This is a genomic window from Amycolatopsis echigonensis, from assembly GCF_014174495.1.
In the GTDB taxonomy this organism is placed as follows: domain Bacteria; phylum Actinomycetota; class Actinomycetes; order Mycobacteriales; family Pseudonocardiaceae; genus Amycolatopsis; species Amycolatopsis echigonensis.
In genome coordinates, this window is record NZ_JACJHR010000058.1 from 16,177 (window position 1) to 29,260 (window position 13,084).

The following is a 13,084-nucleotide window of genomic DNA, read 5'->3' on the forward strand; positions in this document are numbered from 1 at the left end:
GGTCCTGTCCGTGCGGCGGCCAGCGGTGTGGGATCATGCGGGGGCACAATGTCAGGCGGTGTGAAGGAGTGGTCGTGGCAGGCAAGGCGGTCGAGAAGCGCCCCGAGGTCGACCCGCGCGACGAGCCGTCGGCGGAGTGGGGCTGGCACGGCTCGTTCCCGAAGGCCACCCGCATCGCGGGCTGGGTCTCCGCGGTCATCCTGCTGCTGATGCTCAAGGGCAACCACGAGAACAACACCGAGAACGTGTGGCTCGTCGGACTGGCCGCGTTCATCGTCCTGCTCCTGCTGCTCGACCTGCGCAAGAGCCGCACCGCCTGGCGCAAGTAAGCAGTGGTGCCCGGACCGCGCTTTCGCTAGTTTCCGGGCCCATGAAGCCACGCTGGGCCGCACTCGCGGCCGCCGTCACCGCCGGTTTTTCCCTGTGCGCCGCGGCCCCGGCCAGCGCTGCCCCTTCGGCGAAGCCGCCAGTGGTGAGCTGCACCTTCACACCGACGCCGGACAACCCGGCCGCGCGCCCGGTGCTGCGTCCGCTGCCGTTCGCGCTCACCCGCGGGACGGTCGACGTCACCTTCCACTACAACTACGGCCCGGTCACCGTGCGGCTCAACCGCGCCGGGGCGGCCCCGTGCGCCGTCGCGAACATGACCAGCTTGGTGCTGCAGCACTTCTACGACCGCTCGCAATGCTGGCGGCTGACGAACTCGGCACGCCTCGGCGTCCTGCAGTGCGGCGACATCTACGAGGTCGAAAAAGGCGGTCCGGGCTACAAATTCCCGGACGAGGTGACCGGCGCGGAGACCTATGAGCGCGGCACCGTCGCGATGGGCAACCAGGGTCCGGGCACCAACGGGTCCGAGTTCTTCATCGTGCACTCGTTCGCGCACATCCCGGCGAAGTACTCGGTGCTCGGCAAGGTGGTGCGCGGCATGGAGGTCCTCGACCGGATGGTCGCCGACGGCATCATCCCGACCGACCCGAACGGCCCGCTCGACGGCGCGCCCAAGCATCCGGTGAAGATCCGCTCGGTCAGCTTCGGCTGGTGACTGCCGGCCCGTAAGCGTGGACTCGCCGGGGCGGCGGAAGTCCGTAGCGATCTTCGTAGCCGCGACAGCGGCACCCCTGGAATCATGACCGGCATGAGCACACCCCCGGACGGGCTGCCCGTCTACCGAGTCCTCACCGGCCCCGACGACGCCGCCTTCTGCCGCCGGGTCAGCGAAGCCCTCGCGCTCGGCTACCGCCTGCACGAGGGCCCCGCATTGACCTTCAACGGCGAGAACGTGATCGTCGCTCAGGCCTTGCTGTGGCCGGAAGGGGCTAGCGGTCGCTCCGCGGAGAAACCAGCTCGCTAGGGCCGCCACCGGATTCCCCGGCCACCGCGGCCAGTTCCTCGCCCACCGACTCCGACGACTTCTTCTTGTCCTTCGTCAGCAGCGACGCCACCGCGCCGATCAGGCACACCACGATCGCGAAGCCGAACGCCACCGCGAGGCCGTCCTGGAACGGGCCCGAGATCAGGTTCGGGAAGAAGCTGCGTCCGGTCAGGAAGTTCGCCTGGTCCGCGGGCAGGTGTGCGAGCTGGCCGCCCAGCAGCTGCTGGATCGGGTTGTAGCCGAGGAACGCCGCGAACAGCACCGCGACCGCCGGCAGGTGGGCGACCTGTTGCGCGGCCGCCGCGGGGACGCCGTGTTCGGTCAGGCCCTGCGACATCGCGACCGGCAGGTGGTCCGACAGACCGGCGATGATCAGGCTGAAGAAGAAGCCGATCGACAGCACCATCGCCGCGTTCTGGAAGGTCGTCATCATGCCCGCGCCGGACCCTCGCGCGTCGGCGGGCAGGCTGTTCATCACCTCGGCCCGGTTCGGCGAGGAGAACATGCCCATGCCGATGCCGTTGAGCAGCAGGATCCCGGCGAACGCCCAGTAGTCGAAGTTCACCGGCAGCAGCGTCAGCAGGAGGAAGGTCGCCGCGGTGATGACGAGGCCGCCGGAGGCGAGCGCGCGGCTGCCGATCCGGTCGGACAGGACGCCGGACGTCGGCGCGGCCACCAGGAAGCCGATGGTCAGCGGCAGCATGTAGATCCCGGCCCACAGCGGCGTCTGCTCGAAGGTGAAACCGTGCTGCGGCAACCAGATTCCCTGCAGCCAGATGATCAGCACGAACTGCAGCCCGCCGCGGCCGAGCGACGCCGTCAGGTTCGCCAGGTTGCCCCAGCTGAACGAGCGGATCCGGAACAGCGACAGCCGGAACAGCGGGTTCGGCACCTTCGTCTCGATCACGACGAACGCGATCAGCACCGCGGCCCCGCCGATCAGGCAGGACAGCACCATCGGGCTGCCCCAGCCGGTCTGCGAAGTGCCGTACGGCTGGATTCCGTAGGTGATGCCCACCAGCACCGCGATCAGGCCCGCGGCGAAGGTGATGTTGCCCCACCAGTCCATCTTCGCGTGCTGACGGACGCCGGTGTCGTGCAGTTTGACGTACGCCCACACCGTGCCGATGAGGCCGAACGGCACCGAGACGAGGAAAATCAGGTTCCAGTTCACCGGTGCGAGCACGCCGCCGACCACGAGGCCGAGGAACGAGCCCGCGATGGCCGCGACGCCGTTCATGCCGAGCGCGAGCCCGCGCTGGTTGGCCGGGAAGGCGTCGGTGAGGATGGCCGACGAGTTCGCCATCAGGAACGCGCCGCCGACCCCCTGCACGATCCGCCAGCCGATCAGCCACAGCGCGGCCGCGTCTCCGCCGAACCAGGTGATCGCCAGCATGATCGAGGAAACGGTGAACACGGCGAAGCCGAGGTTGTACATCCTGGCCCGGCCGTACATGTCGCCGAGCCTGCCGAACGCCACCACCAGCACCGCGGTGACCACGAGGAAGCCCATGATCATCCACAGCAGGTAGCTGGTGTTCGACGGTTCCAGCGGGTTGATGCCGATGCCCTTGAAGATGTCGGGCAGCGCGATCAGCACGATGGAGGAGTTGATCGTCGCGATCAGCATCCCGAGCGTCGTGTTGGACAGCGCGATCCACTTGTACCGCGGACCGAGTTCCGCGATCGAGTACGTCCTGCGCTCCGCCACTGTCGAAAACCCCTCTCTCAGCTGTTCCCTTAGCTAGGCTAAGCAAGTTGCTTGCGGTAGGCAACCAACAAATGAAAACGACTGGGAGACAAGGGTCACAAACGGATGACTATCCTTTGTGGACTGTTTACTTTCACTCGGTCGAGTTACCGCTGGACGGGACCGCCGACGACCTTTCCGGGATTGAGGATCCCGTGCGGGTCGAGGGCGTTCTTGACCGCGCGGTGCAGGTCGAGCACCGCCGGTCCCAGCTCTTTCTCGAGCCCGGGCCGCTTCAGCAGGCCGACGCCGTGCTCGCCGGTCACCGTCCCCCCGAGTTCGAGCGCGTCGGCGACGATGTCGTCGAACGCGGCCTGCGCGCGGCGCTGCGCGTCGTCGTCCCCGCTCGGCGTAATCAGCAGCGGATGCAGATTTCCGTCGCCGATATGCGCGATATTGGCGATTTGCGTATTATGCCGCTGCGCCGCCAGATCGATCCGGGCGAGCATTTCCGGCACCAAATGCGTCGGCACGCAGACGTCCTCGGTGAGCACCGGGCCGAGCCGTTCGAGCGCCGGGTACGCCAGCCGCCGGGCAGCGAAGAGCGCGTCCGCTTCGGCCTCGTCGGTCGACTGCGCGGCCCAGGTCGCGCCCGCTTTTTCGAAGCACTCCACCATCACCGCGGCCTCCTGCCCGCCCGGCACGTCGCTGCGGCCGAGCAGCACGACGTTCGCGTCGGCGGACAAGCCCATGTTCTTCCAGGCGTCCACCGCGGCCAGGCAATGCCGGTCCACCAGCTCCAGCGCCGAGGGCACGATCCCGGCCGCCCGGATCGCCGCTGCCGCCTCCCCCGCCGCGACCGTCGAGTCGAAGTACCCGGCGACGGTCGCCTCCGGTGCGCGTTTCGCCCGGAGCCGCACGGTGATTTCGGTGATGACGCCGAGCGTTCCCTCCGATCCGACCATCAGCCCGGCGAGGTCGTAGCCGGCCACGCCCTTGGCCGTACGGCGGCCGAGCCGGACGAGTTCGCCGGTGCCGGTGACGACCTGCAGCCCGAGCACGTAGTCGCGCGTCACGCCGTACTTCACGCAGCACACGCCGCCCGCGTTGGTCGCGACATTGCCGCCGATGGTCGACCACGGCGAGCTGGCCGGGTCCGGCGGGTACCACAGCCCGTGTTCCGCACACGCCGCGCGCAGATCGTCGTTGACCACGCCGGGTTCGACGACGGCGAGCCGTTCCACCGGGTCGATCTCCTTGACCGCGGTCATCCGGTCGGTCGCCAGCACGACGCATCCGCCCAGCGCGTTCGCGCCGCCGGACAGTCCGGTCCCCGCGCCGCGCGGCACCACCGGCGTGCCGTGTTTGAGGCACTGCCGCACGATCGCCTGCACCTCGTCCGCCGTGCGCGGGCGGACCAGAACCGCAGGTTCGCCGTACGGGGCCCACTCCGCCTCGTCGTGCGCGTAGCTGCGCAGCACGTCGGGATCCCGCACGATCCGGTCGTCCGGCAGGACGGTGTGCAGGTCGTCGATCAGCATGGGGGCTCCCGCGTTGTTCCGGTGTGCTTTCCCCGTCAGGTTAGGTCGAAATCCGGGCTGCTCGTTCGACGTATCAGTGAGAGCGAGCTTCGAGGAGGCAGCCATGGACAGCACCGTCACCACCGTCACCCGTCGCGGGATCTCGATGCTGCGTGCCGTCGCCGCCGGGCGCGGACGGCTGACCTGCAGTTGCGAGCCGGATCTGTTCGTGGACGGCCTGCCGTGCAGCGACCAGTTCACCGCGCACGCACTGGCGCACGCCGGTCTGCTGCGTGCGAAGGAATCGGGGCCGTTCGGGCAGCCGGTGCCCGCCGTGCTGACGCCGGCCGGGGAAGCGCTGCTCGCCGCTGCCTGACCCGGCTACGCTGACCAGCGAGAAACGGGAGGGCGGAGCAGATGGCGTCCGGAGCATCCGGAACGGAGTCGGCGCGGCGCAGGCGGCGCACCACAGTGGCCCTCAAGGAGTCGCTGCGGGAACTGCGCAATCAGCTGTCGCTGCTGAACCATCAGGTCGGCGGACGGCTGAACCTCAAGGACGTCGACCTCGACTGCCTCGAACTGATCTCGACCGGCGGACCGCTGAGCCCGAGCGCGCTCGCCCGCCGCGCGGGCCTGCACCCGGCGACCGTGACCGGCATCCTCGACCGCCTGCAGCGCGGCGGATGGGTGGTGCGGGAACGCGATCCCGACGCGGCCGACCGGCGCGCGGTCACCGTGCGGGCGGTGCCGGGACGCACGCTGGAACTGTTCCGCGTGTACGGCGGGATGAACTCGGCGATGGACGAACTGTGCGCCGGCTACACCGAAGACGAACTCGTGCTGATCGCCGGATTCCTGCGCCGCACCGCCGAAGCGGGCCGGGCCGCGACCGACGAACTCTCCGCGGAATGACAGAAGGGCCCCGCCGCTTCGCCCGAGCGCGAAACGACGAGGCCCCGGTACCAGTCGCTCAGCTGTCGAGCGTGCCGTACACGATGATGTTGTCGAGATAGCTCTTCTTTTCGGCGTCGAACGCGCCGCCGCAGGTGATCAGGCGGATCTCCGAGTCGGCGGTGTTGCCGTAGACGGCCTCGGTGGGGAACGTCTTCTTCGCGATCTGATCCACCTTGGTCACCGTGAACGAGGCCTTCGACCCGTCCTTGCGCCCGATCAGGACCTTGTCGCCCTTCTTCATCTCGTGCAGCCGCCAGAAAATGCCCTTCTGGTGGTTGCCGTCGATGTGGCCGAGGACGACCGCCGGTCCGACCTGGCCCGGTTTGGGGCCGAAGTGGTACCAGCCCGCCTGCAGCGGCTGGTCCACCGGCGGCACCTGGACGGTCTTGTCGTCGTTGAGGCCGAGCGGCACCAGCGACGAATGCGCGTCGATGCTGGGAACGTCGAGCGAGACCGGGTCCGCGACGTCCTGCACGGCCGCCGCGGAACTCGCCGGGGCCGCGGCGGGCGGGGTATCCGCCGAACCGCAGCCCAGCAGGGCGAAGTTCGCGACGAAAGCCAGCAGGAGCGCGAAAAGCCCGAACCGGGAACGCGTCACCGGGCGGTCACCGCGGCCAGCGTGCCGTCGCCGGTCTCCGGCGCGCCGACCGGCACGACCTTGACCTGGCCGGGGCCCTGCGCGGGCGGGGTGCCCGGCTTGCTCGGCTCGGTGGGCTGGGTGGTCGGCGGCGCGGTGGTCGGGTTGCCCGCGACCTTGGCGCAGGTGGCCGAGGCGAGGACGATGTCGCCCTTGCCGAGCGCGCCGGTGACGTCGCCGCCGAGGAGCTTGATGTGCAGCGCGTTCACGGTGAGGCTGCCGTCGGAGTGCTTGATCTGCTCGTTGACGATCACCTGCACCACGCCGTCGATGCCGAGCTTCTGGTTCGGGTTGGCCGAGACCGGGAGCTTGAGCTTGCCGATCTTGCCGAGGTTGAGGTCGGCCAGATCGGCCGAGGCGGTGATGCCGTCCGGAGTGGACTTGCACTCGGAGCTGATCACGCGGGCCGTGGGGGTGGAGCCGGCGAGCGGGGCGAGCACCGGGAGCGCGGCGTCGACGATCGAGGCCTTCGCGTCGACCGGGCCGCTGCTGCCGTCCTGCTTCGAGGAGCTGCTGATCGCAGTCGCCGTGACGAGGCCCTTCAGCGGCACGTCCGCCACCTGAGCGGACGCCTGGCCCTCGGTCGAGGAGGACGCGAGCTTGCCGGTGTCGACCGTGATCCCCTTGCCGCCGAGCACGCCGGGCAGGAGCGAGACCGACGCCGACGCGCCGTAAGCCGAGCCGGCGGGCGACTGGGCGGCGAACGCCGACGGGGCGACGGCGGTGGCGAGCAAAGCCAGCGCGGGCACGGCGACCGCGACGGTCCGTCCGCGCAGCAGGGCAGAACGCATGAATTGTCCTTCCGAACATCAAGAATGAAGCCGCCGCACGGATCCCCGAATCCACGCGCGACCGAGCACAACTGTCGGTCACCGGCAGGCCGCGACATTATCAAGCCGCCCGGGAAACGCAAAGCAAGATCCGTCGCACAGAGCGCCCACCCGACGGTTCAGTGACCACAATTATCGCAATTTCACCACTAAAGAGTGATGTAACGCGGCGGCCTCCCGGCCGCTATCTCACGCTGAGCTACCGGAACCGGGGCCCCGATGGCGGATTGCCCCGCGCTCCACCCAGAGGGGTGATCCTTCGGAGGGTTCCCACCGGGCACCCGCCGTAATGTGACCGCTACGACAGTACGGCAACCATTCCACGGTTCGCCAATTCGTCCCGCAACCGGCGCCCGCGCGGACGGAAATTGTCCACAATGGAATCAGCGGGAGCTGAACGAGCGAACGGGAAAAAGGGTACGGTTCTCTTTCCCACGTCGGTGACCAGGGACAATGCGCGATTGCGGACAGTCCGAAAAGGACTCCGGGCGCGTTCTGGCGCTTCCTCGGCCACTCCACGGTGCCGGTGACCTGAGAGAAAATCCCGTTCCGGTCCGGAAACCCCGGCGCGCGCCCCGTTCGTCGACCATCTTCCACAGCACGCGGCAGACGCCGGTGCCGGTCGGCGTCGCCGGGACGCTCATCTCGACCAGCTGCCCCGGTTCGACATCCGGAACCGGCACGCGCGGCGGCGACGGGCACAGCACCGTGGTGCCGCCCGCGACCTGCAGACAGCGGCACCACGGGACCGAGCCGGTGTTCTTCAGCCACCCTTCGACCGCTCCTGCCCAGTGCGCTGGGCCACTCGCGTCGCTGCCGACAGAGCGGATTTCGACGCCGCCACACCGACTTCCGTGCGCATGCGGTAGTAGGACGGGTCCCCCGCTTCCCGCTTCAGGTCCAAGAACGCGCACCAGAAACGGGAGCCAGGGGCGGCGCAACCCCGGCCAGCCCGCCGGTTCTGCGCTCATCCCAGCGCGCCGTCCGTTTTGCCCTCAACCGATCGCTGTCCACGGTCAAGAGCAGGCGTTGACCACGGCTCAGTCAGCCGGACCGCGCAGGGTCAGGACGACCCGTAAGACGTGTTCGACGGCCGACTCGAACATCGCGCCGCGCAGTTCGCCGCGCGTCTCGAGGTTGCGCGCGGCGAAGCCGAGCATCTGGTCCGGTCCCACGCGGCGGACGAGGAGAGCCGCGACCTCCTCGAGGTCGAGGCTCGGGTTGTCGAGCCGGGCGAGGGCGAACTCGATGATGAGCTCTTCGTCGGTCACACCTGCCAGGATAATCGCGAACCGGACGTCAGCCGTGGCTCTGATAGCGCCCGTACGGATAAGCCTCGACCAGGGTGACGCGCACGAGCGCGCCGCTGGGCACCTCGTACTCCCGTCGCTCCCCCGGTTTGGCGCCGTGCAGCGCCCGCCCGAGCGGTGAGTCCGGCGAGCAGACCTCGATGCCGGTCCCGACCTCGTCGCGCGCGGCCAGCAGGAATGTATCGGTGCTTCCGTCGTCGTAGCGGACGGTCAGAACCATCCCGGGCTCGGCGATCCCGTCGTCGGGCGGGTCCTCGCCGACGACGGCGTTGTGCAGCAGGTCTTCCAGTTGCCGGATCCGTGCCTGACGGTGCTGGTCGCGCACGAAACGGTCTTCGTCACCGAAGTCGGGTTCGCGTCGCAGGGCGGCGAGTTCCGCGACGAGGCGGGCGTGCGCGTCGGCGGTCAGCCAGGGACGCGAAGAGGTCGTCGACATGAAGGGGTGCCTTTCGGAGGACGTCCGTGGGGGCCGGGCAAGCGGGAGGCTTCCGGCCCCCACGGACTTTCGAGGAGTCCCGCGGCGGTCAGCGGGGCTCGGGCTCGGTGCGGCGGTCGAGCACGCCGGCGTCGGCGGCGAACCAGCCCGCCGCTTTCACCAGGATGTCTCTTTCGGTGCGCAGCAAGGCGTTCTCCGCGCGGAGGAAGAGCAGTTCCGCGTGCTCGTCCTCGCTCAGCGGCTGCCCCACGGGCTCGGCGGACATGCGCGGGTCACCGCAGCGGGTCGAACGGCCGCAGCGCTTCGGGCTGCCTGCCGGTGACGATCTGCTCGGCGAGCAGCTTCCCGGTGATCGCGCCGTGGGACAGGCCCCACATGCCGTGCCCGCCCGCGACGTACATCCCCGGCGCGCCGGTCTGGCCGATCACCGGCCGCCCGTCGGCGCTGACCGGGCGCGAACCGACCCAGGCGTCGGTGCGCTGGTCCCAGCGCAGGCCCTTGAGCAGCGGCCGGGCCGAGGCGACGATCGCGTCGACGCGCGCCGGGTACAGCGGGTCGTCCGGCTTGCGGAACTCCATCGTCCCGGCCACCCGCAGCCCGCCTTGGTACGGCGTGCACGCGACCCGGATGTCCGGCAGGTACATCGGGCCCGGCACCGGCTCGTCGGTCGGCACGGTGAAGGAGTACCCGCGGCCGGCGCGCACCGGGACGCGTACGCCCCACTTCTGCGCCAGTTCGCCCAGCCACGCGCCGGTGGCGAGCACGACGGCGTTGGCGTTGACGGTCTGCCCGTTCGCCGACAGCACGGTGTAGGCGTACTCGTGCCGGCGGATCGCGGCGACCTCGAACCGATGCCGGATCGTGCCACCGCGGCTGACCACCGCGCGGGCCAGCGATTCGACGAACCGGCCCGGGTCGACATAGCGCTGGCCGTCGATCCGGAGGCCGGCCCCGATCCGGTCGGTGACCTGCGGGAAATGCTCCCGCAGTTCCGGTCCGGCGAGCTGGGTCCAGGACACCTTCTGGCCGGCGTCGCCGAGCCGGTCCAGCTCCTTGACCAGCGTTTGCGCTTTCGCGGAGGTCTCGAAGAGGGCGGTGATGGGCGCGTCGACGGTCGGTGCTTCCACGCCGTTCGCGGTCAGGATGTCAAACGCTTCAAGGCATTCCTCGTTGAACGGCAGGTTCGCGCGCACTGCCCGGGTCCAGGACCGGTGCGTGCAGTTCGCCGCGAAACGGGCCAGGAACTGCCACAGCCGCGGGTCCGGGCTGGCCGGGACGTGCAGCGGTGCCTGCCGGTCGAGCAGGGTGCGCAGGCCGTAGCGGAGGACGGCGGGTTCGTTGAGCGGAATCGACAACCCGGGCGAAAGCCAACCGGCATTGCCCCACGACGAGCCCGCCGCGATGCCCTCGCGGTCGACGACCGTCACCCGCACACCGCGTTCCTGCAGGAACCAGGCAGTCGACAAGCCGACGATGCCCGCGCCGACCACGATCGCCGAACGCGGTCCGCCGTCCAACCGGTCGAGATCGCCCATGTGTTCCTCCGCCGAAGCCGTGCCGCTGGTGGTGCTGCTGCGGCCAGGATGACCCGGATCCGGCGGCCGGTCTTTGTCGAGTTCGGCCAAACGGGGCAGGCCGGTTTGTCCGGATCGGTCAATCCTGCGGATCGGCGACGGCCAGCTCGATGATCATCGCCAGCCGCTTCGCGGGCAGATCGAGCCGCAGCGGCGTCACGTCGGCCATCTTCCGCAGCCGGTAGCGGATGGTGTTGGGGTGCACGCCGAGCCGTTCGGCCGCTTCGGTGAGGTCGCCTTGGGTCTCGAGCCACGCGCGCAGGGTCGCGACGTAGCTGGTCGAGTGGGCCGCGTCATGCCTGGCCAGGTCCGCGATGGGACCGCGGGCCGGGGCTCGTCCCGCTGCCGCCGCCGCGCGCAGGCGGAGGATCAGGATGTCGTCCCAGGACTCGTCGTACGCGACGGTCGCGCCGGGTTTCGGACGGACGTCGTGCAGCGCGAGGCACTCGTCGGATTCCCGCCTGCTGGCGGGCAAATCCGCGGTGGACGCGGGCGCGCCGATGCCGGCCGCGACCGTGACGTGCGCGGGCAACGCGTCGCGGATCCCGTCGATCCACGCGCGGGCGGTCTCGACGTCCTCGCCGGGCAGGACGGTGTAGACGGTGTTGCTGAACAACGTGCTCCGGCCCGGCCGCGACCAGCCGAACCCGGTGGTCGCGCGCTCGAACGCGAGCAACAGCGCGGCGTGCCGTTCGTCGGCGATGTGCGCCTGGAGCGCGACCACGCGGAACCGCCCGGGCGGCAAGCCCAGCCTGCTCAGCACGGCCGCCGCGTCCGGAGTGCCTTCCAGCAGCCGGATCACCAGGTCCGACTCGACCTGCCGTTCGAGGTCAGCACTCGCCCGTGACCGCAGCAAATGCAGCCCGACCGTGCGGGAACTGTCGTGCAGGACAGTGCGCCGGACGTCCGACAGCGGCTCCTCGCATTCGACCCAGATCGACCCGAGCGTCTCGCGCCCGGCCCGGACCGCGACGACCATGCGTCCGGTGAGCCCGTGCTCGGGATCGGGTTCGACGAACAACGGCTCGTCCGAAACGGCGAGATGCGCGAACACTCCGCGGCGCTCGAACAGGTCGCGCACCTGGTCCGGCACTCGCCGCCCGAGGATCGTCTCCAGCCGCACCCGGTCCGCGCCCTGCTGACGGCTGGAGTACGCGAGCACCCGAGACAGCTGGTCCTCGATGGTGACCGCGCTGCCGAGTGCGTCGGCGAGGCTGTCGGCCAGCGCGAACAGGTCAGTCGGGCCGCGGCCGGATTCCGTCTCGCGCCCTTCGAGCACCAGGCCGTAAACCACACCCGCGAGCTGGCCCCACGACACTTCCGGGTCGACGAGCAGCACCGCGACCGGGCCGTTCTCCGCTTGCGCGACCTCCTCCGGCCCCGGCGGCGTTGCTCCCCGCACCAACACGACCGACGCCCGCGCCGAGGTGGCCCGTTCGATGGCTTCCAGCATCGATTCGACGCCCACCGCCAGGTAAACGTCGCCGCGCAGCCCGCGCGGATCGGCGGGGTCGTCCATCACCACGTCCCGCAACGCCGCCTCGCGCGCGACGGGACAGCAGCACAACCGCGCGCCGTACCCGCCGAGGACGTTGACGAGCCGATCCAGCGTGACCATGCCCTGTTCATACCTGACGCGGCGCGCCCGGAGTCGTATCGTGCAGGTCATGCGGGCGCGGGTCGAGGACGTGCACGAGCTGGCGCTGGGGATGCCCCACGTCACGGTGGTGCGCGGCTCGCAGGAGAACCCCGTCTACCAGGTCGGCGGCAAATCGTTCGTGTTCTTCCGGACACCGCGGCCGGACGCCTTCGACCCGGAAACCGGCGAACGGTATCCGGACGTGATCGTGTTCTGGGTGCCGTCCGAATCGGACAAGCAGGCGCTGGTCCAGGACCCGGACAGCCCGTTTTTCACCACCCCGCACTTCAACGGCCACCTGTCGGTGCTGGTCCGCGCCTCCCGCCTCGGCGAACTGACGCGGCAGGAGCTGGCCGAGGTCGTCGAGGACGCCTGGCTGTCCCGTGCGTCACCGCGCCGTCGCGAGGCGTGGCTGGCGGGGAACCGGTCTCGGTAAGCGATCAGGAATCAAGAAGCATCCGGGCTGGCGCCCGACTTAGCGTTTACGGCATGACTTCCTTCGACTTCGTCACCCTGGACGTTCCCGATGTCGCCGCCGCCGAACGCTTCTACACCGCCGCGTTCGGTCTGGGCGACCGTCTCCGCTTCCGGCAGGCCACCGCGCCGAGCACCGGCTTCCGCGGATTTACCTTGTCGCTCACCGTTTCCCAGCCGGCCAACGCCGTCGCTTACCTGGACGCCGCTCTCGCCGCGGGCGCTACTTCCCTGAAACCGGCCGCTAAGTCGTTCTGGGGTTTCGGCGGAGTGGTGCAGGCCCCGGACGGCGCGATCTGGAAGGTCGCGACGTCCACGAAGAAGGACTCCGGCGCGGGGGTCCGGGAATACGACCAGATGGTGTTGCTGCTGGGCGCGTCGGATGTGGCGGCGACCAAACAGTTCTACGTCTCGCACGGGCTCGCGGTCGGCAAGAGCTACGGGCGCAAGTATGTGGAATTCGAGACCAGCCCGATCAAGCTGGCCCTTTACGGCCGGAAGGCGCTGGCGAAGGACGCCGGGGTGCCGGAGGCGGGTTCGGGCTCGCATCTCCTGACCATCGGCGGGAACGCCGGACGGATCACGGACCCGGACGGATTCGCTTGGGAGACTTCGGTTCTGGCCTCGTGAGTGTTTGTCCCGGTT

At 69.7% G+C, this 13,084-nt stretch carries 16 protein-coding genes; 7 read left to right on the forward strand and 9 right to left on the reverse strand.

What is annotated here, in order from left to right; genetic code table 11:
- Positions 1 to 74: 74 nt before the first annotated feature.
- The 3 genes from H5411_RS31640 (at position 75) to H5411_RS31650 (ending at position 1,354) form a co-directional block, all read left to right on the forward strand.
- Entirely contained in the window at positions 75 to 329 is a 255-nt protein-coding gene (locus H5411_RS31640; RefSeq protein WP_037366742.1) for a DUF2631 domain-containing protein, read from the forward strand.
- Positions 330 to 370: 41 nt separating this feature from the next.
- Positions 371 to 1,045 carry a peptidylprolyl isomerase gene (locus tag H5411_RS31645; protein WP_183125932.1) on the forward strand — a complete coding sequence of 225 codons (675 nt, stop codon included), beginning with the start codon at positions 371 to 373 and terminating at the stop codon, positions 1,043 to 1,045.
- 93 nt (positions 1,046 to 1,138) lie between these two features.
- Positions 1,139 to 1,354 (forward strand): DUF1737 domain-containing protein, encoded by a 216-nt coding sequence (locus H5411_RS31650; RefSeq protein ID WP_183125933.1) that lies wholly within the window; start codon positions 1,139 to 1,141, stop codon positions 1,352 to 1,354.
- On the opposite strand, the gene H5411_RS31655 is transcribed toward H5411_RS31650, so the two are convergent.
- Together H5411_RS31655 and H5411_RS31660 are read right to left on the reverse strand one after the other, a co-directional pair.
- Positions 1,320 to 3,086 (reverse strand): MFS transporter, encoded by a 1,767-nt coding sequence (locus H5411_RS31655; protein WP_101435095.1) that lies wholly within the window; start codon positions 3,084 to 3,086, stop codon positions 1,320 to 1,322. The two genes, H5411_RS31650 and H5411_RS31655, sit on opposite strands and share 35 nt — an antisense overlap.
- 146 nt (positions 3,087 to 3,232) lie before the next feature.
- Positions 3,233 to 4,606, reverse strand: a complete 1,374-nt coding sequence (locus tag H5411_RS31660; RefSeq protein ID WP_183125934.1) for an FAD-binding oxidoreductase — start codon at positions 4,604 to 4,606, stop codon at positions 3,233 to 3,235.
- 103 nt (positions 4,607 to 4,709) lie between these two features.
- Between H5411_RS31660 and H5411_RS31665 the strand changes: the two genes are divergently transcribed.
- The gene (locus H5411_RS31665; RefSeq protein WP_183125935.1) at positions 4,710 to 4,961 is read left to right on the forward strand and encodes a hypothetical protein; all 252 of its coding nucleotides are present in this window, start codon (positions 4,710 to 4,712) and stop codon (positions 4,959 to 4,961) included.
- Positions 4,962 to 5,002: 41 nt separating this feature from the next.
- The gene (locus tag H5411_RS31670) at positions 5,003 to 5,497 is read left to right on the forward strand and encodes a MarR family transcriptional regulator (RefSeq protein WP_183125936.1); all 495 of its coding nucleotides are present in this window, start codon (positions 5,003 to 5,005) and stop codon (positions 5,495 to 5,497) included.
- 58 nt (positions 5,498 to 5,555) lie between these two features.
- Here the strand turns inward: H5411_RS31670 and H5411_RS31675 are convergent, their stop codons facing one another.
- The 7 genes from H5411_RS31675 to H5411_RS31705 form a co-directional block, all read right to left on the reverse strand.
- On the reverse strand, positions 5,556 to 6,137 hold the full coding sequence (locus H5411_RS31675; RefSeq protein ID WP_101435099.1) for a class F sortase: 582 nt from the start codon (positions 6,135 to 6,137) through the stop codon (positions 5,556 to 5,558).
- Positions 6,134 to 6,967, reverse strand: coding sequence for a choice-of-anchor P family protein (locus H5411_RS31680; RefSeq protein ID WP_183125937.1), 834 nt, complete (start codon positions 6,965 to 6,967; stop codon positions 6,134 to 6,136). The genes H5411_RS31675 and H5411_RS31680 overlap by 4 nt, the downstream gene beginning before the upstream one ends.
- 1,079 nt (positions 6,968 to 8,046) lie before the next feature.
- On the reverse strand, positions 8,047 to 8,277 hold the full coding sequence (locus H5411_RS31685) for a hypothetical protein (RefSeq protein WP_183125938.1): 231 nt from the start codon (positions 8,275 to 8,277) through the stop codon (positions 8,047 to 8,049).
- Between the two features lie 28 nt (positions 8,278 to 8,305).
- Complete coding sequence (locus H5411_RS31690) at positions 8,306 to 8,752, reverse strand: GreA/GreB family elongation factor (protein WP_183125939.1); 447 nt, start codon at positions 8,750 to 8,752, stop codon at positions 8,306 to 8,308.
- A gap of 88 nt (positions 8,753 to 8,840) precedes the next feature.
- Positions 8,841 to 9,017, reverse strand: coding sequence for a hypothetical protein (locus H5411_RS31695; protein WP_183125940.1), 177 nt, complete (start codon positions 9,015 to 9,017; stop codon positions 8,841 to 8,843).
- Between the two features lie 7 nt (positions 9,018 to 9,024).
- A complete protein-coding gene (locus H5411_RS31700) occupies positions 9,025 to 10,287 on the reverse strand; it encodes an NAD(P)/FAD-dependent oxidoreductase (protein WP_183125941.1) in 1,263 nt (420 codons plus the stop codon).
- A gap of 118 nt (positions 10,288 to 10,405) precedes the next feature.
- Positions 10,406 to 11,944 (reverse strand): PucR family transcriptional regulator, encoded by a 1,539-nt coding sequence (locus H5411_RS31705; RefSeq protein WP_183125942.1) that lies wholly within the window; start codon positions 11,942 to 11,944, stop codon positions 10,406 to 10,408.
- A gap of 49 nt (positions 11,945 to 11,993) precedes the next feature.
- Between H5411_RS31705 and H5411_RS31710 the strand changes: the two genes are divergently transcribed.
- Together H5411_RS31710 and H5411_RS31715 are read left to right on the forward strand one after the other, a co-directional pair.
- Positions 11,994 to 12,401: an MmcQ/YjbR family DNA-binding protein gene (locus H5411_RS31710; RefSeq protein ID WP_101440702.1), complete on the forward strand. Its 408-nt coding sequence runs from the start codon at positions 11,994 to 11,996 to the stop codon at positions 12,399 to 12,401.
- A 53-nt stretch (positions 12,402 to 12,454) separates the two neighbouring features.
- Complete coding sequence (locus H5411_RS31715) at positions 12,455 to 13,069, forward strand: VOC family protein (RefSeq protein WP_183125943.1); 615 nt, start codon at positions 12,455 to 12,457, stop codon at positions 13,067 to 13,069.
- Positions 13,070 to 13,084: the final 15 nt, after the last annotated feature.